The 25,058-nt window shown below is 69.0% G+C and carries 24 protein-coding genes; 16 read left to right on the top strand and 8 right to left on the bottom strand.

Features of this window, described 5'->3' with window-relative positions:
* Positions 1 to 313: 313 nt before the first annotated feature.
* From ASG71_RS14005 to ASG71_RS13995, 3 genes are read left to right on the top strand one after another with little or no spacing between them, the layout of a single operon-like run.
* Positions 314 to 1,897, top strand: coding sequence for an acyl-CoA carboxylase subunit beta (locus tag ASG71_RS14005; RefSeq protein ID WP_056740347.1), 1,584 nt, complete (start codon positions 314 to 316; stop codon positions 1,895 to 1,897).
* The gene (locus ASG71_RS14000; protein WP_056740345.1) at positions 1,894 to 2,118 is read left to right on the top strand and encodes an acyl-CoA carboxylase subunit epsilon; all 225 of its coding nucleotides are present in this window, start codon (positions 1,894 to 1,896) and stop codon (positions 2,116 to 2,118) included. The genes ASG71_RS14005 and ASG71_RS14000 overlap by 4 nt, the downstream gene beginning before the upstream one ends.
* A gap of 53 nt (positions 2,119 to 2,171) precedes the next feature.
* Positions 2,172 to 3,881, top strand: a complete 1,710-nt coding sequence (locus ASG71_RS13995) for a DUF885 domain-containing protein (protein WP_056740343.1) — start codon at positions 2,172 to 2,174, stop codon at positions 3,879 to 3,881.
* Here the strand turns inward: ASG71_RS13995 and ASG71_RS13990 are convergent.
* Positions 3,878 to 4,237 (bottom strand): VOC family protein, encoded by a 360-nt coding sequence (locus ASG71_RS13990; RefSeq protein WP_056740334.1) that lies wholly within the window; start codon positions 4,235 to 4,237, stop codon positions 3,878 to 3,880. The genes ASG71_RS13995 and ASG71_RS13990 overlap by 4 nt on opposite strands.
* A gap of 261 nt (positions 4,238 to 4,498) precedes the next feature.
* On the opposite strand from ASG71_RS13990, the gene ASG71_RS13985 reads away from it, so the two are divergent.
* The gene (locus ASG71_RS13985; RefSeq protein WP_056740332.1) at positions 4,499 to 5,953 is read left to right on the top strand and encodes a dicarboxylate/amino acid:cation symporter; all 1,455 of its coding nucleotides are present in this window, start codon (positions 4,499 to 4,501) and stop codon (positions 5,951 to 5,953) included.
* Positions 5,954 to 6,056: 103 nt separating this feature from the next.
* Here ASG71_RS13985 and ASG71_RS13980 read toward each other — a convergent pair whose 3' ends face one another.
* Entirely contained in the window at positions 6,057 to 6,623 is a 567-nt protein-coding gene (locus ASG71_RS13980; protein ID WP_056740330.1) for a hypothetical protein, read from the bottom strand.
* Positions 6,624 to 6,807: 184 nt separating this feature from the next.
* Here ASG71_RS13980 and ASG71_RS13975 point away from each other — a divergent pair, with 184 nt between their 5' ends.
* From ASG71_RS13975 to ASG71_RS13950, 6 genes are all read left to right on the top strand, one after another.
* Positions 6,808 to 7,206, top strand: coding sequence for a YbjQ family protein (locus ASG71_RS13975; protein ID WP_056740328.1), 399 nt, complete (start codon positions 6,808 to 6,810; stop codon positions 7,204 to 7,206).
* A 27-nt stretch (positions 7,207 to 7,233) separates the two neighbouring features.
* Positions 7,234 to 7,944, top strand: a complete 711-nt coding sequence (locus ASG71_RS13970; RefSeq protein WP_056740325.1) for a TetR/AcrR family transcriptional regulator — start codon at positions 7,234 to 7,236, stop codon at positions 7,942 to 7,944.
* A 1-nt stretch (position 7,945) separates the two neighbouring features.
* A complete protein-coding gene (locus tag ASG71_RS13965; protein ID WP_056740323.1) occupies positions 7,946 to 10,492 on the top strand; it encodes an MMPL family transporter in 2,547 nt (848 codons plus the stop codon).
* A 116-nt stretch (positions 10,493 to 10,608) separates the two neighbouring features.
* Positions 10,609 to 11,286: a Maf family protein gene (locus ASG71_RS13960; protein WP_056740321.1), complete on the top strand. Its 678-nt coding sequence runs from the start codon at positions 10,609 to 10,611 to the stop codon at positions 11,284 to 11,286.
* Between the two features lie 189 nt (positions 11,287 to 11,475).
* Positions 11,476 to 13,290 carry an acetyl/propionyl/methylcrotonyl-CoA carboxylase subunit alpha gene (locus ASG71_RS13955; RefSeq protein ID WP_157366476.1) on the top strand — a complete coding sequence of 605 codons (1,815 nt, stop codon included), beginning with the start codon at positions 11,476 to 11,478 and terminating at the stop codon, positions 13,288 to 13,290.
* 33 nt (positions 13,291 to 13,323) lie between these two features.
* Positions 13,324 to 14,055: a glutamine amidotransferase gene (locus ASG71_RS13950; RefSeq protein ID WP_056740317.1), complete on the top strand. Its 732-nt coding sequence runs from the start codon at positions 13,324 to 13,326 to the stop codon at positions 14,053 to 14,055.
* A gap of 150 nt (positions 14,056 to 14,205) precedes the next feature.
* On the opposite strand, the gene ASG71_RS13945 is transcribed toward ASG71_RS13950, so the two are convergent.
* Positions 14,206 to 15,618 carry an MFS transporter gene (locus ASG71_RS13945; RefSeq protein ID WP_056740316.1) on the bottom strand — a complete coding sequence of 471 codons (1,413 nt, stop codon included), beginning with the start codon at positions 15,616 to 15,618 and terminating at the stop codon, positions 14,206 to 14,208.
* Between the two features lie 272 nt (positions 15,619 to 15,890).
* On the opposite strand from ASG71_RS13945, the gene ASG71_RS13940 reads away from it, so the two are divergent.
* Genes ASG71_RS13940 through ASG71_RS13930 form a run of 3 tightly spaced genes read left to right on the top strand, consistent with a single transcriptional unit; the run spans position 15,891 to position 17,732 of the window.
* On the top strand, positions 15,891 to 16,217 hold the full coding sequence (locus ASG71_RS13940; RefSeq protein ID WP_056740314.1) for an ArsR/SmtB family transcription factor: 327 nt from the start codon (positions 15,891 to 15,893) through the stop codon (positions 16,215 to 16,217).
* Positions 16,214 to 16,993 (top strand): cation diffusion facilitator family transporter, encoded by a 780-nt coding sequence (locus ASG71_RS13935; protein ID WP_056740312.1) that lies wholly within the window; start codon positions 16,214 to 16,216, stop codon positions 16,991 to 16,993. Before ASG71_RS13940 ends, ASG71_RS13935 begins: the two co-directional genes overlap by 4 nt.
* Positions 16,994 to 17,036: 43 nt before the next feature.
* Positions 17,037 to 17,732: a DsbA family protein gene (locus ASG71_RS13930; RefSeq protein ID WP_056740310.1), complete on the top strand. Its 696-nt coding sequence runs from the start codon at positions 17,037 to 17,039 to the stop codon at positions 17,730 to 17,732.
* Between the two features lie 96 nt (positions 17,733 to 17,828).
* Here ASG71_RS13930 and ASG71_RS13925 read toward each other — a convergent pair whose 3' ends face one another.
* Complete coding sequence (locus ASG71_RS13925) at positions 17,829 to 18,215, bottom strand: hypothetical protein (protein ID WP_056740308.1); 387 nt, start codon at positions 18,213 to 18,215, stop codon at positions 17,829 to 17,831.
* A gap of 153 nt (positions 18,216 to 18,368) precedes the next feature.
* Here ASG71_RS13925 and ASG71_RS13920 point away from each other — a divergent pair, with 153 nt between their 5' ends.
* On the top strand, positions 18,369 to 19,007 hold the full coding sequence (locus tag ASG71_RS13920; protein ID WP_056740307.1) for a hypothetical protein: 639 nt from the start codon (positions 18,369 to 18,371) through the stop codon (positions 19,005 to 19,007).
* On the opposite strand, the gene ASG71_RS13915 is transcribed toward ASG71_RS13920, so the two are convergent.
* Positions 19,004 to 19,543, bottom strand: coding sequence for a flavodoxin domain-containing protein (locus tag ASG71_RS13915; protein WP_056740305.1), 540 nt, complete (start codon positions 19,541 to 19,543; stop codon positions 19,004 to 19,006). The two genes, ASG71_RS13920 and ASG71_RS13915, sit on opposite strands and share 4 nt — an antisense overlap.
* 159 nt (positions 19,544 to 19,702) lie before the next feature.
* Between ASG71_RS13915 and ASG71_RS13910 the strand changes: the two genes are divergently transcribed.
* Positions 19,703 to 21,160: a benzaldehyde dehydrogenase gene (locus ASG71_RS13910; RefSeq protein WP_056740303.1), complete on the top strand. Its 1,458-nt coding sequence runs from the start codon at positions 19,703 to 19,705 to the stop codon at positions 21,158 to 21,160.
* Between the two features lie 117 nt (positions 21,161 to 21,277).
* Here ASG71_RS13910 and ASG71_RS13905 read toward each other — a convergent pair whose 3' ends face one another.
* Both ASG71_RS13905 and ASG71_RS13900 read right to left on the bottom strand, forming a co-directional pair.
* The gene (locus tag ASG71_RS13905; protein ID WP_056740301.1) at positions 21,278 to 22,003 is read right to left on the bottom strand and encodes a hypothetical protein; all 726 of its coding nucleotides are present in this window, start codon (positions 22,001 to 22,003) and stop codon (positions 21,278 to 21,280) included.
* Between the two features lie 21 nt (positions 22,004 to 22,024).
* On the bottom strand, positions 22,025 to 23,440 hold the full coding sequence (locus ASG71_RS13900) for an NAD(P)H-quinone dehydrogenase (RefSeq protein WP_056740777.1): 1,416 nt from the start codon (positions 23,438 to 23,440) through the stop codon (positions 22,025 to 22,027).
* 83 nt (positions 23,441 to 23,523) lie between these two features.
* Here ASG71_RS13900 and ASG71_RS13895 point away from each other — a divergent pair, with 83 nt between their 5' ends.
* Positions 23,524 to 24,342, top strand: coding sequence for a purine-nucleoside phosphorylase (locus ASG71_RS13895; RefSeq protein ID WP_056740298.1), 819 nt, complete (start codon positions 23,524 to 23,526; stop codon positions 24,340 to 24,342).
* Positions 24,343 to 24,412: 70 nt separating this feature from the next.
* Here ASG71_RS13895 and ASG71_RS13890 read toward each other — a convergent pair whose 3' ends face one another.
* Positions 24,413 to 24,895, bottom strand: coding sequence for an RrF2 family transcriptional regulator (locus ASG71_RS13890; protein ID WP_056740296.1), 483 nt, complete (start codon positions 24,893 to 24,895; stop codon positions 24,413 to 24,415).
* Positions 24,896 to 25,058 lie beyond the last annotated feature (163 nt).

Here is a 25,058-nt window from a genome sequence, read left to right as displayed (position 1 = left end):
TACCGGCCAGTAACATCCCCTCGTTCCGCCCCCTCCGTGCGCTCCCGCCCGGTTACTCCGGCCCGGGCCGCCTCCCGGCCGCCCGGCGTCGCGGATTTCCGGGGGCAGGGTTGGGTCGCAGCGCGGGTAACCGGGCCGGAAGGTACGGGCACCCGCCGGGGATCGGGCCGAAAATTGTAGGGTTTCTACAGCGGCACGGACGAATACCCTCATTAGACTTGCCATCACGGCCTTGTTTTTGTGTGGAATCCACTTAAGCGCCACCGCACGGGCCCGCGACACGAACAGCGAACGACAGAGCCGGAGACACTTGATGAGCCACGATCTGACCACGACCGCGGGAAAAATTGCCGATTTCCGCGAGCGCCAGGCCCGTGCCGAGCAGCCCTCCGGCCCCGAAGCGATCGAGAAGCAGCACGCCCGCGGCAAGAACACCGCCCGCGAGCGCATCGACCTGCTGCTCGACGCCGGCTCCTTCGTGGAGTTCGATGCCCTGGCCGTGCACCGCTCCACCGCCTTCGGCATGGAGAAGAAGAAGCCGCTGGGCGACGGCCTGGTTTCCGGCTACGGCACCGTCGACGGCCGGCCCGTCGCCGTCTACAGCCAGGATTTCTCGGTTTACGGCGGTTCGCTGAGCCAGGTCAACGGCGAGAAGATCGTCAAGGTCCAGGAGTTCGCGCTGCGCAACGGCTGCCCGGTGGTCGGTATCCTCGACGGCGGCGGCGCCCGCATCCAGGAAGGCGTCGCCTCGCTGGCCATGTTCGCGGACATCTTCCGCAACAACGTCCATGCCTCCGGCGTCGTCCCGCAGATCTCGCTCATCATGGGCCCCTCCGCCGGCGGCGCCGCGTACTCCCCCGCCCTGACCGACTACGTGGTCATGGTGGACAAAACGTCGCACATGTTCATCACCGGCCCCGACGTGATCAAGACCGTCACCGGCGAAGACGTGGACATGGAGACCCTTGGCGGGGCGCGCCAGCACAACGCCAACACCGGCACCTCCACCTACCTGGCCTCCGACGAGGCCGACGCCGTCGAATTCGTCCGCGAATTGCTGGACTTCCTGCCCTCGAACAACCTCGCCGAAGCCCCGGTGCTGGAGCACAGCCAGCAGCCGGAGCTCGACGACGACGACCTCGCCCTGGACACGCTGATTCCGGACTCGGCCAACCAGCCGTACAACATGCGCAAGGTGATCGAGCAGATCGTCGACGACGCGCACTTCCTGGAAATGCAGTCGCTCTACGCGCCGAACGTCATCATCGGCTACGGCCGCGTCGAGGGCCACACCGTGGGCATCGTGGCCAACCAGCCGATGCAGTTCGCCGGCACCCTGGACATCGCCGCCTCGGAAAAGGCAGCCCGCTTCGTCCGGCACTGCGACGCCTTCAACATCCCGATCATCACGCTGGTGGACGTGCCGGGCTTCCTGCCGGGCAAGGACCAGGAGTTCCAGGGCATCATCCGCCGCGGCGCCAAGCTGCTCTACGCCTACGCCGAGGCGACGGTGCCGAAGCTGACCGTGATCACCCGCAAAGCCTACGGCGGAGCCTACATCGTGATGGGTTCCAAGAAGCTCGGCGCGGACCTCAACCTGGCCTGGCCCACCGCGCAGATCGGCGTCATGGGCGCCCAGGGGGCCGTGAACATCCTGTACCGGCGCGAGCTGGCAGCAGTGGCCGAGGCCGGCGGCGACGTCGAGGCCAAGCGCGCCGAGGTCATCCGGCAGTACGAGGAAGAGCTCCTCAACCCGTACCAGGCCGCGGAGCTGGGCTACGTCGACGCGGTGATCGCCCCGTCCGAGACCCGTCTGCAGATCATCAAGGGCCTGCGGGCGCTGCGGGACAAGCGGGCCAGCCTGCCCGCCAAGAAGCACGGGAACATCCCGCTGTGACCGGCTCGGAACCGGCACCGGCGGAGCAGCCCCTGCTCTCGGTGGTCAAGGGAGCTCCGACGGCGGAGGAACTGGCCGCGGTGACCGCCGTCGTCCTGTCCCTGGGCAGCAGCCCGGACGCCGCCCCGGCCAAGCCCGGCGTGCGGCACTGGATCCGGCGGCAGCAGCTGCAGCTCGCGCCCCGGCCCGGTCCGGGTTCGTGGAAGCGCAGCCGCGGCTAGAAAAAGTTCAGTAACCCTTTCATAACTGGGCCGGCCCGGCTAGTCTCGTTCGGGTGACTACCGAAACCTCCCAGAACCCCACGCCCGACAGCCCGCCCGCGGCGCGCCCGCACACCGCCATCGACGCCGTCGCCGATGCCTTCACGGACACGCTCATCCGGCTCAACCCGAGCTTTGCCACCGAACTCGGCCTCCCGGGGCATGAGACCGAGTACCAGGACTTCTCCCCCGCCGGCCACGAGGCGTTCGCCGCCGCGGCCCGCGAGGCCCTCGCCGCGCTGGAAGGGCTGGAGCCAGCCGACGACGTCGACGCCGTCACCCTGGACGCGATGCGCGAACGCCTCGGGCTGCAGCTGGAGATCCACGAGTCCGGCTGGGACCTGGCCGAGCTGAACAACATCGCCTCCCCCGCGCAGGAGATCCGGGCGATCTTCGACCTGATGCCGACCGACACCGCCGCCCAGTGGGACCACATCGCCGGCCGCGCGCACAATGTGCCGGCGGCCCTGGACGGCTACATCGAGTCCCTGCGCACGGCCAAGGACGCGGGCCGGGTCTCCGCCGCCCGCCAGGTGCGGATCGTGATCGAGCAGACCACCAAGCACGCCGCCGAGGACGGCTTCTTCGCCACGCTGGCCTCCGGGGCCAAGACCGCCGAGGGCGCCCTGCCCGAGGAGGTTCAGTCCAAGCTCGACGCCGGCGCCGCCGCCGCCCGCACCGCCTACGCCCGGCTGGCCGGCTTCCTGGAAGCCGAGCTGCTGCCGGCCGCACCCGACAAGGACGCCGTGGGCCGCGAACGCTATGCCCTGGCTTCCCGGTCCTTCCTCGGCGCCACGGTGGACCTGGAGGAAACCTACGCCTGGGGCGTGCAGGAGCTGGACCGGCTGATCGCCGAACAGGAGCGCGTCGCCAACGAGGTCCGCCCCGGCGCCACAGTCGAAGAGGCCAAGGAGATCCTGAACAACGATCCGTCCCGCCAGCTCAAGGGCACCGACGCCCTCCGGTCCTGGATGCAGGAGCTCTCCGATAAGGCCGTGGCCGACCTCGCGGGGGTGCACTTCGACATCCCCGAGGCTATGAAGACCCTGGAGTGCAAGATCGCCCCGACCCAGGAGGGCGGCATCTACTACACCGGCCCGTCGGATGACTTCAGCCGCCCTGGCCGCATGTGGTGGTCCGTCCCGCCGGGCGAGGACACCTTCACCACCTGGGCCGAGACCACGACGGTCTACCACGAGGGTGTGCCGGGCCACCACCTGCAGGTCGCAACCGCCACCTACCGCCGCGAGCTGCTGAACAAGTGGCGCCGGAACGTGTGCTGGACCTCGGGCCACGGCGAGGGTTGGGCCCTCTACGCCGAGAAGCTCATGCAGGAGCTTGGCTACCTGAAGGATCCGGGCGACCACATGGGCATGCTGGACATGCAGCGCATGCGGGCCGCGCGCGTCGTGTTCGATATCGGCGTGCACCTGGAGTTGGAGGTGCCCGAGCGTTGGGGGTCGGGCACCTGGACTCCGGAGGCGGGGTACGAGTTCCTGAAGCAGAACCTCGCGATCAGCGAGGGCCAGCTGAAGTTCGAATTCACCCGCTACCTGGGCTGGCCGGGACAGGCTCCCTCGTACAAGGTGGGCCAGCGGCTCTGGGAGCAGATCCGCGCCGAGCTCGAGGCCCGGCCGGGCTTCGACCTCAAGGCCTTCCACACCAAGGCGCTCAACATGGGCTCCGTCGGGCTGGACACCCTGAAGCGGGCGCTCCTGGGCTAGCTAAGGCAGAGGCAGAAGGGGTGGCCGGCCGGGTCCAGAAAGACCCGGAAGGTCGTTCCCGGCTGGTGCTCGTGCTTGGTCGCCCCGAGCTCGAGCACCGCCGCCTCGGCCGCGTCGAGGTCATCGACGACGAGGTCGAGGTGCATCTGCTGCGGCACCTCCTGGCCGGGCCACTGCGGCGGAACGAAGGACTCGACCTTCTGGAAATTGATCGAATCCCCGTATTCCGCCCGGATGGAGCTCCAGCCGTCGTCGTCCTGGTCGATTTTCCAGTCGAGCAGGGCGGCGTAAAACTGCGCCAGGGTCCTGGGGTCCGGGCAGTCGAGGACGACGGCCGGGAAGCGTGCGATAGCCATGGCGCACACTCTAGGCCCCCGGCAGCAAAACGAGATAGCAGTTCGCGGCAATGTTTTGCGGAAACATTGCCGCGAACTGTCATCTCGGCGCCCGGGTGCTGCGGGAGAGACAATCGCCACACCGGAGGCTGGAATAACTTCACACCCGGGCAGTCTTCCGGCGAGCTGGCGGGAAATCTGCCGGCGCCGCCCAAATCCGCGAGCGTAACATTTCTCAACATCCGTTCGCCGTGTTATGCGACCCGGTCCTAGCGTGTTCGGGTGACCACTCAGACAAGCACCCCCGCAACCGCAGGCAAGCCCGGTTTCCAGCTGCCCAAATGGGCCGGCTCGTTCGGCTTCCAGATCATTGCCGCCCTGATCGTCGGCCTGGGCCTCGGCCTGCTCGCGAAGTACACGGGCAGTACCAAGGCCGACCCGAACGCCCTGGGCGCCACGCTGCAGACCATCGGCTCGAGCTACGTCTCGCTTCTGCAGACCGCCGTCGTGCCGCTCATCTTCACCGCCGTCGTCAGCTCCATCTCCAACCTGCGCGCCGTGTCCAACGCTGCCCGGCTGGCCTGGAACACGCTGCTCTGGTTCGCGATCACCTCGCTGATCGCGGTGCTGATCGGCATCGGCCTCGGCGTCCTCCTGCAGCCCGGCGCCAACACCGGTATCGACGGCCAGGGCGAGGCGCCGTCGAAGGTCGGCAGCTGGTGGGCCTTCCTGGTCGGCCTGTTCCCCAAGAACTTCCTGGGCCTGGGCGCCAGCACCACCGTCACCGACGGCGTCGCCACCACCGCGGTGAGCTTCAACGTGCTGCAGATCCTCGTCATCGCGATCGCCGTCGGCATCGCCGCGCTCAAGGTGGGCAAGGCGGCCGAGCCGTTCCTGAACCTCAACGCCTCCGCCCTGGCCGTGATCCAGAAGGTCCTTTGGTGGATCATCCGGATCGCCCCGCTGGGCACCGTCGGCCTGATTGGCAACGCCGTCGCCGTCTACGGCTGGGACACCATCGGCTCGCTCGGCAAGTTCACGGTCGCGATCTACGCCGGCCTGGCCCTCGTGCTGTTCGTCGTCTACCCGGTCCTGGTCCGCAGCCACGGCCTGTCCGTCAAGCAGTACTTCTCCGGTGTCTGGCCCGCCGTCCAGCTGGCCTTCGTCTCGCGGTCCTCGGTGGGGACCCTGCCGCTGACCCAGCGCGTGACCGAACGGTCCCTGGGCGTGCCCCGCGGCTACGCCTCCTTCGCCGTGCCGCTGGGCGCGACCACCAAGATGGACGGCTGCGCCGCGATCTACCCGGCCGTGTCCGCGATCTTCGTGGCCCAGTTCTTCGGCATCCAGCTGGACTTCAGCCAGTACCTGCTGATTGCCCTGGTCTCGGTCCTCGGCTCCGCCGCGACCGCCGGCACCACCGGCGCCGTCGTCATGCTGACTCTGACGCTCTCCACGCTGGGCCTGCCGCTGGCCGGCGTCGGCCTGCTGCTGGCGATCGACCCGATCCTGGACATGGGCCGCACCGCGGTCAACGTGGCCGGCCAGGCTCTCGTGCCCACGATTGTGGCCAAGCGCCAGGGGATCCTGGACGAGTCGCTGTACAACGCCCCGCGCAACGGCGACCCGTTCGCCGATGACACCGACGCGGTCGACGGCGCGGTCAACGCCGACGCCGACAGCGCCGGCGCCGCCGCGCCCGCCGGGGCCAAGCGGGAACTGGCGGACGCGAAGGCGTAGCCGCAGCACCGCAGAACGAAAGCAGTCCCCGGGAGCAGGCTCCCGGGGACTGCTTTTTTGTATTCTGCTGCGCCGACTGGTTTCCCGCCCGGGGTGGCGGGGTTTACATCCGGCCGCCGCCGATGACGCCCTTTTCGACGGCCTTGGTGACCGCGTCCGCCTCGGCCTGCGTCAGGGTCCCGTCGCTGACGGCCTTGTCCAGCCTGGTCTTCAGCGCGGCCGCGTGCTCGGCCTGTTCGGCGCTGCGGAGTTCAGCCAGCGCCGCGGTGACCTTGGCCTCGTCGATGCCCAGCGACGAGGCGAGTGACTTGGCGAGCTCCGCCTCCATCGCCGTGCGGTCCGGCCTGCTCCCCTCGGCCGGCGGAGCGGATGGCTTGTGGGCTTCGCGGAACGCCTGCAACGCCTCGGTCAGCTTGGCCTCGTCGACGCCGAGTTTGGCAGCGAGTTCGGAGGCGTGGACGCCGCCGAAACCGCCGCGTTCGCCGCCGTGGCCGTGGCCGCCGCGCATGCCCATGCCTTGGTCCTGGCCGGAGGCATCCGGCGACGCGCTCGAACTGGGGCTGGGCGTCGGCGTCGTGGTGGCGGACGCCACCCCGGCGACACCAATGCCGGCGCCAAGCGCCAGAGCGGCGGCGGAAATGCCGAGCGAGATTTTCTTTGTGCGTGACATCTGCTGTCTCTCCTGGATCTGCCGTCCGACGACGGCGACGGTGCTGGGCTACTGCCCCGTGTGAGGCGTGATTCCAGTTTCCGACGGCGGTTTCGGTGCCAGCTGTCGCGAAGCTTTTATCTTGCTGTGAATGTCCGCGCATCCCCGCCCTTGCCAGCCGGCGCGGAATGGCTAGGCTCGGCTCATGCTGATCGTCACCTCCAACGAGATCCCCGGCCACCGGATTGACGCCGTGTTCGGCGAAGTCATGGGACTGACTGTCCGGTCCCGGGATGTCGGAGGCCAGGTGGTGGCCGGGCTGCGGTCCCTGGCCGGCGGGGAACTGCACGAACTGACCCAGGTGCTGTACGAGAGCCGGCAGGAAGTCATGGCCCGGATGACGGCCGAAGCCGCGCAGCGCGGCGGCAACGCGATCGTGGCCATGCGCTTCGACACCGCCCACATGGCCAACAACTGGTCTGAAATCTGCGCCTATGGAACGGCCGTATTTGCCGTCCCGCTGGCCGCCGGGGAGGCCGGCGCCACGGCCCAGTCGGTCCAGCTCGCGCAGGCGGCGGGCACCCGTCCGGGAAATTTGCCCTGAGTGCAAAGATGCACCTAGTGTAAGAACATGCCCACTCCCCTGTCCGGACCCGACGACGAGTCCGCCCCACCCTCGCGCCGGGAGCTCAACAAGGCCGCCACCAGGCAGGCGATCACCGACGCCGCTCTCGGCCTGCTCCGCTCCCGGGGGCCAGGTAATTTCACCGTGGAGGACATTGCCGAGGCCGCCGGAATCTCCCGCCGGACCTTCTTCAACTACTTCAGCAGCACCGACGTCGTGATCGCCTCGGTCACGCACGGGTTCCTGGACGCGGCGCTCCAGCAGTTCCGGCTCCGGCCCGCCGGCGAGCCCGTCCTCGAATCCGCCCGGGCGGCGCTGATGGAACTCGCCGATCCGATGAGCATCGCTCCGCTGGCCGAGCTCTACAGCCTCGGCCAGTCCAACCCGCAGCTCAACCGCTCCGAGCTCGAAGCCTGGGACCACTGCACGGCGGAGATCATCGAAGCCGCCCGCGAGCGCTTCGGCACGGCCTCCGGCGCCGGGATCGACGAGCTGTACCTGCGGGCCCTCGCCGGATCCGTCATCTCCTGCGGCAAGGCTGCCATGGATGTCTGGTTCGCACGCTGCGGCGGTTCCCTCTCCCCCGATTCCCTTTCGATCCTGCGCCAGCTGCTGATCGATTCCATGAGTCTGCTCGGTTCCGGGTTCTCCTCCCCGGCCACCGCAGCGGCCCCCACCGCCGTCCCTTCCGCCGCACCTACCCAAGATCGGTTCTGACATGGCACTAGTGCTTTATCGCCTCGGCAAGTTCTCCTACCGCCACCGCTGGCTCGTCATCTCCCTCTGGCTGGCCATCATGGTGGCCGTCGGCGGGGCTGCGGCAGCATTCCACGGCACCCTGTCCAACAACTTCCAGATTCCCGGCACCGAGACCCAGCAGATGGCTGACAAGCTGAAGAAGGACCTGCCGTCCTCCTCCGGCGGTTCGGCCAGCATCGTCTTCGAGGCCAATGACGCCCGCTTCAGCGAGGCGGGCAAGGACGCGGTCACCGCGGCGCTGGCCAAGCTGAAGACCATCCCCGACGTCCAGGACACGGTCGATCCGTTCGCCACCCAGGCCCAGCTGGACAAGGCCGCTGCGGACCTGGCCGCCGGGGAACAGAAAGCCGCCGCGGGCAAGGCCCAGCTGAAGTCCGCTGCCGCGGAACTGGCCGCCGGCAAGGCACAGCTGGCCGAGGCAGAGCAGCAGATGGCTGCCGCCGGGCTCCCGCCGGCAGCCATCGAAGCCCAGCTCGGCCAGCAGAAGGCAGCCCTGGCTGCCGGCCAGGCCAAGCTCGACGCCGGCACCAAGGAACTCGAGGCCGGCGACGCCAAGCTGGCCCTCGGCAAGCGGCAGCTGGACGCCTCCAAGGGCCTGCGCTTCGTGTCCGAGGACGGCAAGGCCGCGATCGCCCAGGTGCAGTTCAAGACCTCGATCAACGGCCTGAAGCCCGAGGTGCGGCAGCAGGTCCAGGACATCGTCAAGGAAGTTTCCTCGGCCAACGTCACAGCCCTGCCCAGCAAGGAAATCAGCGAGGACATCTCCGAGATCTTCGGCACCGCCGAGATCATCGGCATCGCCGTCGCAGCCTTGGTGCTGATCATCATGCTCGGCACCCTGGTCGCGGCCGGGCTTCCCCTGCTGATGGCCATCGTCGGCGTGGCCGTCGGCGTCGGCGGCACCTTCGCGCTCAGCGGCGCCGTCGACATGAGCTCGATCTCCCCGATGCTGGCCCTCATGCTCGGCCTGGCCGTCGGCATCGACTACTCCCTGTTCATCGTCAACCGCCACCGCGGCCAGCTGCTCGCCGGCATGGACCCCGAGGAGTCCGTGGCCCTCGCCACCGGCACCTCCGGCAACGCGGTGCTCTTCGCGGGCCTGACCGTCATCATCGCCCTCGCGGCCCTGGTGGTGCCCGGACTGCCGTTCCTCGCCGTCATGGGCCTCTCCGCCGCCGCGACGGTGGCCGTCGCCGTCGTCGTCGCGCTGACCCTGACCCCCGCCGTGCTGTCCCTGGTGGGCCGCAAGCTGGTGTCCAAGCGCGCGTGGGCCAAGGCCGAACAGCACAACGCCGCCCCCGGCCACGACGCCGAGGACCAGGCCCGCGACGAATACCGCAGCAGCCACGGCTGGGGCGGCATCGTCACCCGGCACCCGTGGCTGGCACTGCTCGCCGGCGTGCTGCTGCTGGGCGTCGTCGCGCTGCCGGCCAGCCAGCTCCGGCTGGCCCTTCCGGACGCCAGCTCCGAACCGGTCGCCTCCACGGCCTTCAAGGCCTACGACGTCACCAAGCGCAGCTTCGGCGAGGGCATGACCGGCCCGATCATCGTGGTCGGCGACTTCCCCGAGGGGCTCAGCGCCGCCGACGCCCAGGCCAAGCAGCTGGACGTCGCGGACATCCTGCGCGACACCGAGAACGTGGCCGCGGCCGTGCCGCTGGCGCTCAGCGACGACCGCCGCACCGCCGTCTTCCAGGTCATCCCCAAGGAGGGACCGGCGAGCGCCAGCACGGTCGAGGTCGTCTCCGAGCTGCGCGCCGAGAAGGACCGGATCAAGGACTCCACCGGCGTCGGGATTGGCCTCACCGGCCAGACCGCCGGCAACGTCGACGTCTCCACCAAGCTCGGCGACGCCCTGCCGCCGTACCTGGCGATCGTCGTCGGACTCTCCCTGATCCTGCTGCTGCTCGTCTTCCGCTCGATCGTGGTTCCGTTGCTGGCGACCGGCGGCTTCCTGCTCTCGCTGGCCGCCGCGTTCGGCGGGGTCGTCGCGGTGTACCAGTGGGGCTGGCTGGGAACGGTCTTCGGCGTGGAGAACCCCGGCGCGGTGCTGAGCTTCCTGCCGATCATCCTGATCGGTGTGCTGTTCGGCCTGGCCATGGACTACCAGGTCTTCATCGCCTCCGGCATGCGCGAGGCGTACATGCACGGCGAAACGGCCAAGCACGCGGTCCGCTCCGGATTCAGCCACGCGGCGGCCGTGGTCACCGCGGCCGCGATCATCATGGTCAGCGTGTTCTCCGGCTTCGTCTTCTCGCACCTGAACATGGTCCGGCCGATGGGCTTCGCCATGGCGTTCGGCGTGCTGGTGGACGCGTTCGTGGTGCGCATGACGATTGTTCCGGCCGTGATGTACCTGCTGGGCAGCAAGGCGTGGTGGCTGCCGCGCTGGCTGGACCGCATCCTGCCGGACGTCGACGTCGAAGGCGCCAAGCTGCGCAAGCCGGCGTCCGCCGATGACAGCGACGCCGGCGACGCCGAGCCTGCCGCGGCCGCGGTCCGCTAACCGTCGCCAGCCCCGGAGCCGCCCGTCGATCCTTGCGATCGGCGGGCGGCTTTGTTGTGGGCGGGTCCCGTGGGGGCATTGATCCATGACGCCGCCCGAGCAACTACGCTGGATCCGTGACCCGCCTCATCCTTGCCTCCCAGTCCCCCGCCCGTACCAAGCTGCTCGGCAACGCCGGCATCGCGCATGAGGTGCTCGTCTCCGACGTCGACGAGGACGCGGTACAGGCCCGCTACGGCGTGACCGACCCGCATGACACCGCCCTGCTGCTGGCCCGGGCCAAGGCCGAAGCCGTCGCCTCGCTGCCGGAAAGCGAGGGCGCCCTGGTCCTCGGCTGCGACTCGGTCTTCGAGTTCGACGGCGAGGCCCACGGCAAGCCGTACACCGCCGACGTCGCCAAGGAACGCATGCTGCGGATGAGCGGAAGCATGGGTGTGCTGCACACCGGACACTGGCTCGTGGACTGCCGCGACACCGACGCCGGGAGCACCGAGGGCGGCCCCGGCTCCGGCGCGACCCTTGGTGCTGTCTCCTCCGCCGAAGTGCATTTCATGGAGATGACCGAGGAGGAAATCGACGCCTACATCGCCACCGAAGAGCCGCTGCTCTGCGCAGGCTCGTTCACGATCGACGGCTACGGCGGCGCCTTCATCCGCAAGGTCGACGGCGACCCGCACGCCGTCGTCGGGCTCTCCGTCTCCACCCTGCGCAGCCTGCTCCGCCAGGCGGGGGTGGGTGTCACCGAGCTGTGGACCGGCGGGGCGGCGGACGCGGCGGAGATCCGCGCCGAGTAACGACCGGAGCGCCACGCAGCTCCCCACCGTGAGCTAATTCGCACCGGCTTGTAGGAACCCCACAAAGGATCGGCGGTTTACGCGCGGGATCCGCAAGTAATCTCGCCGGAACCCACAAAACCGCGCTAGGCTCCTCGGAGGAAAGAAGGAGACGCCTTGTCAGCAAATTCGGAGCAGTCCGCCACTTCAGTGCCCGCAGCCACCACCCCGGGCACCCACCGCCTGAGCAAGGTGCTGATCGCCAACCGCGGTGAAATCGCGGTCCGCATCATCCGCGCTGCCCGTGACGAGGGCCTCGCCTCGGTGGCGGTCTATGCGGACCCCGACCGCGACGCCCTGCACGTCAAGCTCGCCGACGAGGCTTACGCCCTGGGCGGGAACACCGCGGCGGAGTCCTACTTGGTGATGGACAAGCTGATCGAGGTGGCCCACCGTTCCGGCGCCGACGCCATCCACCCCGGCTACGGTTTCCTGGCCGAAAACGCCGAGTTCGCCGCCAAGGTCATCGCCGCCGGCATCACCTGGATCGGGCCCTCCCCCGAGGCCATCTCCGCCCTGGGCGACAAGGTCCAGGCCCGCCACATCGCCGAGAAGGTCGGCGCCCCGCAGGTTCCCGGCACCGCCGACCCGGTGGAATCCGCCGAGGAAATCCTCGAATTCGTCGACAAGTTCGGCCTGCCGGTCGCCATCAAGGCCGCCTTCGGCGGCGGCGGCCGCGGCATCAAGGTGGCCCGCACCCGCGAAGAAATCCCGGAACTCTTCGAATCCGCTGTCCGTGAAGCCACGGCCGCCTTCGGCCGCGGCGAGTGCTTCATCGAGCGCTTCCTGGACGCCCCGCGCCACGTCGAGACCCAGTGTCTCGCCGACGCGCACGGCAACGTCGTCGTCGTCTCCACCCGCGACTGCTCGCTGCAGCGCCGCAACCAGAAGCTTGTCGAGGAGGCCCCCGCCCCCTTCCTCACCGCGGAGCAGAACCAGCGGCTCTACGAATCCTCCAAAGCCATCCTCAAGGAGGCCGGCTACCTCGGCGCTGGCACCTGCGAATTCCTCGTCGGCCAGGACGGCACCATCTCCTTCCTCGAGGTCAACACCCGCCTCCAGGTGGAGCACTGCGTCTCCGAGGAAGTCACCGGCATCGACCTGGTCCGCGAGCAGTTCCGGCTGGCCCGCGGCGAGGAGCTCGGCTACGGCGACCCCGAGGTCCGCGGCCACTCGATCGAGTTCCGCATCACCGGCGAGGACCCGGGCCGGAACTTCATGCCCGCCCCCGGCACCATCACCGGGCTGAAGAACCCGACCGGCCCCGGCGTGCGCGTTGACTCCGGCGTCGAGCAGGGCGACGTCATCAGCGGCAACTTCGACTCGATGCTCTCCAAGCTGATCGTCACCGGCGCCACCCGCGCCCAGGCGCTGCAGCGCTCCCGCCGCGCGCTGGAGGAAATGGTGGTCGAGGGCATCCCCACCGTCATCCCGTTCGACCTCGCCGTCGTCAGCAACCCCGATTTCGCACCGGCCGAGGGCCCATTCAAGGTCCACACCCGCTGGATCGAGACCTCGTTCGTCAACGACATCCCCGCCTGGACGCCCACCGGCGTTGCGGCTGAAACGGCCGACGCCGGCGAACGCCAGCGCGTCGTCGTCGAGGTCGGCGGCAAGCGCCTGGAGGTAGTGCTTCCGGCATCACTGGGCGCCCTCTCCGGCGGTGGCAGCGGCAAGCCGGCGAAGGCCAAGAAGCGGGCCCGCAGCGGCGGGGCGGCAGCGGCGGCCGGAGGCGGCAACGCCCTGACCTCCCCGATGCAGGGCACCATCGTCAAGGTTGCCGTCGCGGAAGGCGAGCGGGTTGCCGAGGGCGACCTCGTCGTCGTCCTCGAGGCCATGAAGATGGAGCAGCCGCTCACCGCGCACCGCGCCGGCATTGTGATCGGACTTTCCGCGTCCGCCGGCGAGACCGTTTCCGCGGGCGCCGTCATTGCCATGATCGAGGACGGCGAGAGCGCCGAATAGCGGCTGCGGGCCGGCGGGGGCAGACTTAGTTACGTGAAGCCCTTTCTGCTCCTCGCCTCCCGTGCCGAGGACGCCGCCGCCGACGACGAATACCTCGCCTACCTGCGCTACACGGGCCTGGCCGAGGCGCAGCTGCACCGGGTCCGGATGGAGGCGGCGCCGCTGCCCCGTCTGGACCTCGATGACTACTCCGGCGTCATTGTCGGCGGCAGCCCGTTTACCTCCAGCGACCCCGCGGAACACAAGAGCGAGACCCAGCACCGGGTGGAGCGCGAGCTGTTCGCCCTGCTGGACCGGATCGTCGCCGAGGACTTCCCGTTCTTGGGTGCCTGCTACGGCGTCGGCACCCTGGGCCTGCACCAAGGCGCCGTGATCGACCGGACCTACGGCGAGGGGCTCGGCGGCGTTTCCGTCAGGATGACCTCCGCCGGTCAGCAGGACCCCCTCCTGCGGGGCCTGCCGGACCAGTTCACGGCGTTCGTCGGCCACAAGGAGGCGTGCACCGTGCTGCCGGGCGGGGCGGTACTGCTGGCGAGCTCCGCGACCTGCCCGGTGCAGATGTTCCGGATCCGGACCAACCTCTATGCCACCCAGTTCCACCCCGAGCTCGACGCCGACGGCCTCACCACCCGGATCGACATCTACCGCCACGCCGGCTACTTCCCGCCCGACTCCGCGGAGGAGCTGATGGCCCAGGCCCGGGAGCACGCCGTTACCGAGCCGATGACGATCCTGCGCAACTTCGCGGAGCGCTACGCCCGCTAACCGGCCCCTCCGCTCGCCCGATACTCCACCCGCCGCCGTCGGTGTACGCTCCTCCCCAGTTACTCCCGGCCTCACCCTCCCCGGACACGGAAAAGCCCGGCGTGTCGGGAGGACACACCGGGCTTTCGCCGCAGTAACTGGGGAGGAGCGTCAGGCCACGTTGTTCTCGTAGTCCAGATCGCGGGTTTCCCGGCTGACGAACAGCGCAATCAGCGTCAGCACGGCCATGACGGTGAGGTAGACGCCCACCAGCACCGGGCTGCCCTTCGCCATTTCCCAGAGCCAGACGGCGATGAACGGAGCCACGGCCGCGCCGAGGATCGACGAGACGTTGTAGCTGACGGCCGAACCGGTGTACCGGACGTTGGTCGGGAACAGTTCTGGCAGCAGCGCACCCATCGGACCGAAGGTCAGGCCCATCAGCGAGAAGCCGATGATCAGCAGCGCCATGGTGCCGACGAATCCGCCGCTGAACAGCGGAACGAACAGCAGGCCGAAGACGAAGATGCCCCCGGTGACCGCGATCAGCATCTTGCGGCGGCCGTACTTTTCAGCCAGCGGGCCGGAGACCAGGGTGAAGATGCCGAAGAACACGACGCCGGCAATCAGCATCCAGAGGAAGTCGTTGCGGCTGTAGCCCAGGCCGGGGACGAACGCGGCGGCGGCGGCCTCGGTCATCGGCTTGCCGGCCTTTTCCGCCGCGGCCTTGGCGGCGTCCAGGCTGGAGGCCCGGGTGCCGTAGGTCAGGGTGAAGGTCGTCATCAGATAGAACAGCACGTAGGTGGCGAGCATGATGAAGGTGCCCAGGATCAGCTGGCGCCAGCTGGTCTTGAAGACGCGGCCCAGGGGCAGCTTGGCGACCTCGTTGGATTCGATGACCTTGGTGAAGGCGGGGGTCTCGATCAGCTTGAGCCGCACGTAGAGGCCGATGATGACCATGACGGCGCTGAGCAGGAACGGCACGCGCCAGCCCCAGGCTTCGAAGGCGGCCGGCGTGAGGGTGTAGCTGAAGACCAGGAAGATGACGTTGGCAATGATGAAGCCGATGGGGGCGCCCAGCTGCGGGAACGTGCCGTAGATGGCGCGCTTGTTCGCGGGGGCGTTCTCGGTGGCGAGCAGCGCGGCGCCGCTCCATTCACCGCCGAGGGCAAGGCCCTGGGCAAAGCGCATGACGACCAGCAGCGCCGGGGCCCAGAAGGACCAGCCGGGAACGGACGCCGTCGGCAGGCAGCCGATCAGGAAGGTCGCGATGCCCATGGTGAGCAGCGAGGCAACCAGGGTGCCCTTGCGGCCGAACTTGTCGCCGAAGTGGCCGAAGACGATGGAGCCGAGCGGGCGGGCGATGAAGGCGACGCCGAAGACGGCGAAGGAGCTCAGCAGCTGGGTGGTTTCGTTCTGGCCCGGGAAGAAGAGCTTCGGGAAAACCAGGACGGCGGCCGTGGCATAGACGTAGAAGTCGTAGAACTCAACGGTGGTGCCGATCAGGCTGGCGACGATCACGCGGCCGCGCGAGTTCACCTGCTTGGCAGACCCATGCTCCGTTGAAGTGGCAGTGGATGACATGTAGGAACGCTTTCATGAAGACCGGCCGCCCTGCGGAAGGCGGCCGGCTAAGGAATGGATATAACCCTCATACTAGTTCCACACGTCCACCCAATGGACAAATGTTCCGCTATTTGGACGTTTCGTGTCGTCCCACCTGATGGTCACCCCCTGAGGGCGCCGGCCCGACTTCCCGACGCCGGCCCACGCCGCCCGGCGGCCCCGCGCCACGGCGCCGCGCCACAGTTCAATACAGAGTTGCGTGGATACAGTCCCGGCTGTACTTTGAACCGGTGGAAACCCTGACACATGCCCCGGTGCTGGCGCGGTTCGGCTATGCGGTCTCGGATTCGACGAGGGCCAGGATTCTGCTCGCTTTGGCGGAGGCCGCGGCGTATCCCGCGGAGCTGGCTGATACTTTGGGGGTCTCGCGGCAGAGCATGTCCAACCATCTGACCTGCCTGCGGGGCTGCGGCCTCGTGGTGGGCGTCCCGGACGGACGACGGACCCGGTATGAGCTCGCCGACGCCAGGCTGGGCCACGCAATCAGCGACCTGCTCGGCGTCGTGCTGGCCGTTGACCCGGCCTGTTGCGCCCCGGACGGGACGTGCCTGGCATGACCACTGCGCTGACGCCCACGCCCACCGCCGCGCGCCAGGCAATTCTTCGCCGGCGGATCCGGATGTTCGCGGCCGCAACGATCACCTACAACGTCATTGAGGCCGCCGTAGCGCTCTGGGCCGGCAAGCTCGCGGACTCCGCCGCGCTGATCGGCTTCGGGCTCGATTCGGTGATCGAGGTCGCCTCCGCGGTTGCCCTGTCCTGGCAGTTTTCCGCGAAAGATCCGGAGCGTCGCGAGCATCTGACCTTGCGCATCATCGCGTTATCCTTCTTCGCTCTGGCACTGTTCGTCTCGGTGGACTCGGTCAGGTCGCTGGCCGGAGGCGGCGAGGCGCAGCATTCGCCCCCGGGCATCGTCATTGCGGCCCTGAGCCTGGCCGTCATGCCCGTCCTGTCCTGGCTCCAGCGCCGGGCCGGCCGGGAACTTGGCTCCAGGACCGCGGTGGCAGACTCCAAGCAGACGCTGCTGTGCACCTATCTCTCAGCCGTGCTGCTGGTCGGCCTGCTGCTGAACAGCACGCTGGGCTGGTGGTGGGCCGACGCCGGCGCGGCGCTGGTCATCGCCGGGATTGCGGTCCGGGAGGGCGTCAACGCCTGGCGAGGCGATGTGTGCTGCACCGTCCCCCAGCATGGCGACGCCAACGCCAACGCCGTCGACGGCGACGGCGACGGCGATGCTGCCGTCGTCGGCGAGGCTGCCGCCTGCTGCGAGGGCTGCCAGTCCGGTCCCGAGCCAAAAGCTGTCACCTTGTCCATGCCGCCCCGGCGCGGCTGAACCGCAGACCCCGCCCGCCACGAGGAGAACAGCGCCGCCACCCATGACCCAGACACTGCACAGACCACCCTCTCCCAGGGACCCGGCGAGGACGGTTCGCCTGCTGATCTGGATCCTGCTGGGAGCCGTCGTCGCGGGCGGCCTCCTTTGGTACGCGGTGTTCACCACCACAGGCAACCCCGAAGACGCTCCACCGCGTGCTGCCGCAGAGGCACAGCTCGTCCGCGAGGACAGCCATCGGGTGACCACCCCTGCCCTTGAGAAGGCGCAGCTGGTTGAGTTCCTGGATTTCGAGTGCGAATCCTGTCTGGCCGCGGAGCCGCTCCTGCAGGACCTCAAACGGGAGTACGGGGACCGGATCACGTTCATCCACCGCTACTTCCCGCTCCCCGGCCACCGGAACTCCGGAACCGCGGCCCTTGCTGTCGAGGCCGCCGCGGCGCAGGGCAAGTACAAAGAGATGGCCGCGAAGCTATTCGAAACCCAGCACCAGTGGGGCAACAAGCAGGAATCCCAAGGCGCCCTGTTCAGGACCTTCGCGCAGGAGCTCGGTCTGGACCTTAAGGTCTACGACGCCGCGGTGAAGGACGAAAAGACGAAAGAGCGGATCCGCCAGGACGTTGCCGACGGCACGGCCCTGGGCGTGACCGGGACACCCACCTTCTTCCTCGACGGCAAGAAACTCACTCTGGACACCGAAGAACAATTCCGCCAGCTGCTCACCGAGGCCGCGAAGTAGGCCGGACGTAAGAGTACGAGAGCCGAACGCTGCCGCGACGAAATTATCAAGTGCCTCGCCGAGCTGCACTTCCGGGGTGCCGCGGCCAGGCCTCCGCTACACCATGCTGTCGAACTGCTTCTGCCAGTCGTGGTGCTCCCGGTCAGCGTAGAACCGGCGGTTCGTGGTCCAGCGCGGCAGGTAGTCCGGCGCGGGCAGTTCACGCGCGGGCTTGGGATGAGGATTGCCGGCCGCGGGGGCCAGGGCACGGCCGGGCACCGGCGCGGTCCGGCACGGCGCCGACTGCGCGGGCCGCAATATAGTCTGCTGCGGCAGTCCGCCGGCGTCCTTGCGTAGGTGAATCTTCCACAGGACCCGGAAGAGCGCCCAAAGGACGATCCCGAGCACAATCCATTGCCACAACGCGATCACCAGCGAAATGGCGACCAGCGCGAGGACAAGGCCGGCAGACGATCCGTGATTCTTACGGGACTTCTTCCCCATGCCGGACACTATGCCAAATGCCTGACCGCCGCAGGTAGAGGACTTTATCCCTGGTCGCCCCCTCCTCCAGGCCGGCGGGGCTTTGTCCCCTTGGCCCCGGCGGCCGGACGGGATTAAATGAGCGCAGGCTACCACTCGCCCCAGGAGGCACCCATGTCCGTCCCGATCATCCTGGCCATCGCCGCCGTCGTCGTGGCCGCCGTCGCGCTGGGGACGGTCCTGGCCCGGCAGAAGGATCCGCAGCGACGTGCGACGGTGCTGACGCGGACGGGTGCGGTGCTCATGACGGTCTTCACGGTCTTCGCCGGCGCCTTCATCGGCGGCTACGCCATGGAAGCACCCGGAGGGTCTGCCGGGCTGCTGATGGTCCTCGCCTGGGCGGTCCCCATGCTGGTCCTGGCGGTGCTCGCCTGGCTCTGGCCCGCCGCCACCGCTCCCCTGCTGATGGCGCTGACGGCTGCCCTGATCGCGGTGGGCGTGTGGTTTGCCCTGGATCCGGCGACGGCGCGTGGCCTGCAGGACGCCAACGGGCCGGTCCTCGCCGTCGGTGTCGTCGCCCTGGCCTTCCCGGCGGCGGTCCTCGGCCTGAAACGGACCGGCCCGGCCGGCCGGCTGCTGCTGGCCATTGGCGTCCTGCCACTCCTGCTCACGGTCGTCGGGAGGTCCGGCCCGGCGTCTTCGCTGGCCGCGGCGAGTGCTGTCCCGCTGGTCACCGGCGTCGTCTACCTGTTGGCCGCCCGGATGGCGCGCGGAAGGTCGACCCCGGACAACGTGCGGGCCTCCACGGCCTAAGCGTCCGCCGCGGGCAGCCCGGCCAGGAAATCCTCGGTGAAGCGCCGGACGCCGTCCCACTCGGTGTAGACGTAGTCGCGGGACAGGTCGGTGTCCGGGGAGCCTTTGCTGCTGGTGATCCGCTTCATCATGTGGCGTTTGAGGAACCCGTACCGGGTGTACAGCAGCGCGCCGGCGAAAAGGCCCACGTGGGCCGGACGCCAGCCGGTTTCCGCTTCGAACTTCTCCACATAGTCTTCCGCGCTCCCCTCATCCCCGTGGGCAGCAAGGCTCACCGAGAAGAGCGCCGAGGGCAGCCGTTCCAGCGCCGCCCTGTTCGCGCGGACGAAGTCCGTCACAGACCCCTCATGCCGGCCCATGTGCACGGAGGCGCCGACGATGACGCCGTCGCAGTCGCCGGGCAGTACGTCCCCGGCGGTCTGCAGGTCGGCGGTGCGGGCCTCGTGGCCGTGCTCGCGGATGACGTAGGCGATGTACTCGGCGATCCGGGCGGTCTGACCCTCGACCGTGCCAAAGGGAAGGTAGATGCTGGCCATGGTCCACTGTGTACCCGTCCGACGGCGGCGGGCTAGGGCCATAGGCCCGGATCGATCACTGCCCCCCCCCCCCATGCAGGCCCGGTATCGCCCTAGTGCCACGCCGGCCCCGCTTGGGTAGGCTTCGCTCAAGCGAGATCCACGATGAAAGGACAGGACATGTCCCTGCTCGACTCCGCCCTCTGGGAGGGCAAGATCTACCTCAACGGCTGGCGCCCCGGCGGCGGCGGGAGCGGCGACAGCATCGAACCGGCCACCGGCGAGCGGCTCGGCAGCTACGGCGTCGCCTCCGTCGACGACGTCCGCGAGGCCGCCACCACGGCCGCCGCGGCGCAAAAGGAGTGGGCCGCCCGCAATCCTGAGGACCGCGCCGCGGTGCTGCGCCGCGCCGGGCAGTTGTGGGAGGAGCACGCCGCCGAAATCCAGGACTGGATCGTCCGCGAATCCGGCGGCATCCCGCCCAAGGCCGGGCTGGAAACGCACATCGCCGCCAACGAGTGCTACGACGCCTCCGCGCTCCCCTCGCTCCCGGCCGGCGACGTGCTCACCTCGAATGAGAACCGCTGGTCCTTCGCCCGCCGCCGGCCGGTGGGCGTCGTCTCCGTGATCGCGCCGTTCAACTTCCCGCTGATCCTCTCGATCCGTGCCGTCGCCCCTGCCCTGGCCCTGGGCAACGCCGTGCTGCTCAAGCCGGACCCGCGCACCGCCGTCTGCGGCGGGGTCACGGTGATGCGGATCTTCGAGGAGGCCGGCCTCCCGGCGGGCCTGCTGTCCCTGCTGCCGGGCGGCGCGGACATCGGCGCCGCCGTCGTCGAGGCCCCCGAGGTCCGGGTGATCGCGTTCACGGGTTCGACGGCGGCCGGCCGGAAGATCGGCGAAACCGCCGGCCGGCTGCTCAAACGCGCCCACCTGGAGCTCGGCGGCAACAACGCCCTGATCGTCCTCCCCGGCGCCGATCTGGCCAAGGCGGCCTCCGCGGCAGCGTTCGGCTCATTCATGCACCAGGGTCAGATCTGCATGGCGGCTGGCCGGCACATCGTGCACGAGGACATTTACGATGACTACGTCGCCGCCCTGGCCGAGAAGGCCGGCCACCTGCCGGTGGGCGATCCGAAGAGCGGGACCGTGGCGCTCGGCCCGGTCATCGATGAGCGTCAGCTGCACCGGGTGGACGGGATCGTCCAGGACGCGGTGCAGGCCGGTGCCCGGCTGGCCGCCGGCGGCACCCACGACGGCCGCTTCTACCAGCCCACGGTGCTGGTGGACCTGGCCGAGGACAGCCCGGCCTGGAAGGATGAAATCTTCGGCCCCGTGGCGCCGGTGATGAAGTTCTCCACCCTCGATGAAGCAGTGGCGCTGGCGAACGACAACGAGTACGGCCTCTCGATCGGCATCCTGGGCGACGTCGGCATGGCCATGTCCATCGCGGACCGGCTGGACTCCGGGAAGGTCCACATCAACGAACAGACCGTCTCGGACGAGGCGAACTCGCCCTTCGGCGGGGTGAAGAACTCGGGCAACGGCTCCCGGATCGGCGGCCACCACGCCAACATGGAGTCGTTCACCGAAATCCAGTGGCTCACCATGCGCCCGGACATCGCGCCGTACCCGTTCTAAACGTCGGCCGTTTTCACGGGAGGATGCAGGGAACCGGCGGCAGCTGCTCCCGCTTCCCTGCATCCGCGCGCGCCCCGCGGAGTCTAATTTCCTGCGGCGTTCAGCACCTTGGGTTGTTCAGTGTTCCGCGCCGAGGTGCGTGGCCGGGTCAAAGGGCTCGAACACCGACGAGCCGATCATGAAGATCCCGCGCTGCGGAATCCAGAAGTCGCCCAGCCTGTCCTGGGCCGGCAGCGCCGCGGCCTGTCCCAGGCTGTGCCCCCGCAAGTGTGCTTTGCTCCCGCGGACAAACCACATCTGCCGCGGGCGGGCACCGAAGCTCTGGCCGTTGGGCACCCTGCCTGTCAGACCGATGTGCCCGGCACCCAGTACAGGCCCGGCGACCGCCCCCATAACGCGCAGGAATATCCGCTTGCGCCACAGCCGCTCCGGGACCGATCCGGCCACCGCCGACATGAGCCGGGTGACCGGCGTGGCGGCCAGCGTCACGTCCCAGGCCAGGTCCAACCCGTCCCCGACTTCCACGCTGAAGGAGTAACCGTCCTGCCAGCGGATGGATATTCCGACGGTGGAGGCGGACCCGAGGGCGCTGCCGAAGTAGCGCGGGCAGGACGATGCGGGGGCAACGGTGCTGTGCATCGTCCAGACGCCGCCGGGGTCCCGGATCCAGACCGAGGTGTAGCCGGGGCCGACGGAGGAGGCAGCGAAGTGCCGCAGGGCCAGAACATAACCGGAGCTGAACGGAACGCCCATCACGCCGAAGCCGGCAAAGCGTTCCTCCGACCCCGAGGGCAGCACGGGATCGTTTTCAACGGCCTCGACCAGGAATCGGGGACTCTGCATGGCTACTGCCTCCGTTATTGGCTACATGTGGACGTGCAGCCGCCGTGCCGCTTCGGAGATGGAGCCGCTAAGCGACGGGTACACGGTGAAGGTGCTGGCGACGTCGTCGACGTGCAGTTTCTGCGTCACGGCGAGGGAGATGGCGAAAATCAGCTCGGAGGCGTTGGGGCCGACGACGACCCCGCCGATCACGGTGCCGGAGCCCTTGCGCGCGAAAATCTTGATGAAGCCGTCCTTGTGGTTGCGCATCTTGGCGCGGGCGTTGCTGCGCAGCGAGAGCTTCACGACGTCGCCCTGGTACTTGCCGGAGTCGATCTCGGCCTCCGAGACACCGACGTTGGCGATTTCCGGGGAGGTGAAGATATTCGAGGCCACCTGGTGCAGCTTGAGCGGGGTGACGCTGTCGCCCAGGAAGTGCGCAATGGCAATGCGTCCCTGCATGGCCGCGACCGAGGCGAGGGCCAGCACGCCGGTGCAGTCGCCCGCGGCGTAGATGTTCGGCGCGGTGGTGCGCGAGACGCCGTCGACCTTGATGTGGCCGCTCTCGGTCAGTGCAACGCCGGCCTCCTCGAGCCCGATGCCGGCGGTGTTGGGGATGGAGCCCACGGCCACGAGGCAGTGGCTGCCGGTGACCTTGGAGCCGTCGCCGAGGGTGACCACGACGCCGTCGTCCGTGCGTTCGACGGTCTCGGCGCGGGCGCGGGAGAGCACCGTGACGCCGCGGCGTTCGAAGACGCCCTCCAGCACCTCGGCGGCGTCCGTGTCCGAGCCGGGCAGCACCCGGTCGCGGGAGGAAATCAGGGTGACCTTGGAGCCCAGTCCGTTGTACGCGGAGGCGAATTCGGCGCCGGTGACACCGGAACCCACCACGATCAATTCCTCGGGGAGCTCGTCCAGGTTGTAGATCTGCGCCCAGTTCAGGATGCGTTCGCCGTCCGGGCGGGCCGTGGGCAGCTCGCGCGGGTGGGCGCCGACCGCCAGCAGGATGGCGTCGGCCTCGATGGTCTCGGTGCCCTCGGCGGTGAGGACCTCGATGGTGTGGTTGTCCAGCATCCTGCCGGAGCCGAGCAGGATGCGGACGCCCTGGCCTTCGAGGCCCTTCTGGATGTCGGAGGACTGCTGCCGGGCCAGGCCAAGCAGGCGGTCGTTGATGTGCTTGAGGTCCGCGCGCATCGTCGGGGTGCAGTCGCCGCCGTCGAGGTCGAACTTGACGCCCAGCTCGCCGGCTTCGCCCACGCGGGTCATCAGGTCCGCCGTCGCGATCAGGGTCTTGGACGGCACGACGTCGGTCAGCACCGCGGAGCCGCCGAGACCCGCGCGCTCAATAATGGTGACCTGCGCCCCCAGCGAGGCGGCAACCATGGCGGCTTCGTAGCCACCGGGCCCTCCTCCGAGAATTGCGATCCGGGGTGCACTGAAATCGGGATGCGTAGTCACAATCATCCATTGTCCATCATCCGGACCGGCGCCACCAATAAAGCATGCTGGGCTGGGCGGGACCGGCAGGGTAGCTTGTACCAGTGAGTAATACAGAATTCCTGAACACGGACCCCTTCGACGCCGCCCGCGCCGCCGCCGACTACATTGCCGAAGAGACCGGCGTCGACAGCCACGACGTCGCGCTGGTGCTCGGGTCCGGCTGGGGTGACGCCGCTGAACTGATCGGCGAAACCACCGCCACCCTCTCCGCGGACGAGGTCCCGGGCTTCTCCTCCCCCTCCGTGGTGGGCCACGTCGGCACCATCCGCTCGGTCCTCACCCGCGAGGGCAAGCGCGCCCTGGTCCTGGGCGCGCGCACGCACTACTACGAGGGCAAGGGCGTCCGCGCGGTCGTGCACGGGGTCCGCACCGCGGCCGCCGCCAGCTGCAAAACCCTGGTCCTGACCAACGGCTGCGGCGGGCTGAACGAGGCCTGGGCGCCCGGCACCCCGGTGCTGATCAGCGACCACATCAACCTCACCGCCGCCTCCCCGCTCGAAGGCGCCACCTTCGTGGACCTCACCGACCTGTACTCCTCCCGGATCCGCGGCCTGGCCCGCGAGGTGGACCCGAGCCTGGACGAGGGCGTGTACGCCCAGTTCACCGGCCCGCACTACGAGACCCCGGCCGAGGTCCAGTACGCCAAGCGGATCGGCGCGTCCCTGGTGGGCATGTCCACCGCACTGGAGGCCATCGCCGGCCGGCATGCGGGCATGGAGGTCTTCGGCATTTCGCTCGTGACCAACCTTGCCGCCGGCATCAGCCCGGTGCCGCTGAGCCATGAAGAGGTCCTCGAGGCCGGACAGGCCGCGGGACCGCGGATTTCGAAGCTGCTCGCGGAGATTATCGCCAAGCTCTGAGGCGGCCGTCGGCTGCTGGGCGGCCGGCTGCTGGGCGGCCGGCTGCTGGGCGGGGTTGGCCCGCGTCGGCTTAGGCTCCGGCGGCCAGGTGCGTCACGGCCCGCTCCCGGTCCCCCGGGAACCGCCGCTCCATGGATTCGGCGACCCCGGCGATCGTCTGGCGCGCCAGCGCCTGCCGCCAGGCCAGCTCCGCCTGGCGCATGGTCTGGGAGATCAGGCAGGTCCGGACAAAGTTCTCCTGCCGGTCCGCGTCCGGGACATCGCCCAGGATGGCTTCGCAGCGGAAGTTCGGTTCCTGCCCCTCCAGTGCCAGCACCACATCCAGCACGCTGATGCTCTCCGGTCGCCGGGCCAGGTGGAATCCGCCGCGGGGTCCCGAGACAGAGGTGAGGATCCCGGCACGGACCAGGGCCTGGAGCTGCTTGTTCAGGTAGGCGGCGGGGAGCTGGTAGAACGCCGCCAGCCGGGCGCTGTTGACGGCCTCCCCGGCCGGCGTCCAGGACATGTTGACGCAGGCGTGCAGTGCCCACTCGACCCCTCGACCCATTTTCATATTCCAGACGCTACGTGTCCGGAAAATTCGGTGTCAATGAGCGGCGGCTCCCCGGGGACCATCCTGCGCAGATCCTTCGGAAGCCCTGCGGCGGGAAGGCAACCGGGAAGAGATTTGTCCCCGGGCCCGGCCGCGATCCCTGCCGCGGGGTTCCTGCCCGCTG

Origin of the sequence: Arthrobacter sp. Soil763 (genome assembly GCF_001428365.1) — a bacterium.
In the GTDB taxonomy this organism is placed as follows: Bacteria; Actinomycetota; Actinomycetes; order Actinomycetales; family Micrococcaceae; genus Arthrobacter.
This window is presented reverse-complemented; position numbering and strand designations above follow the sequence as displayed.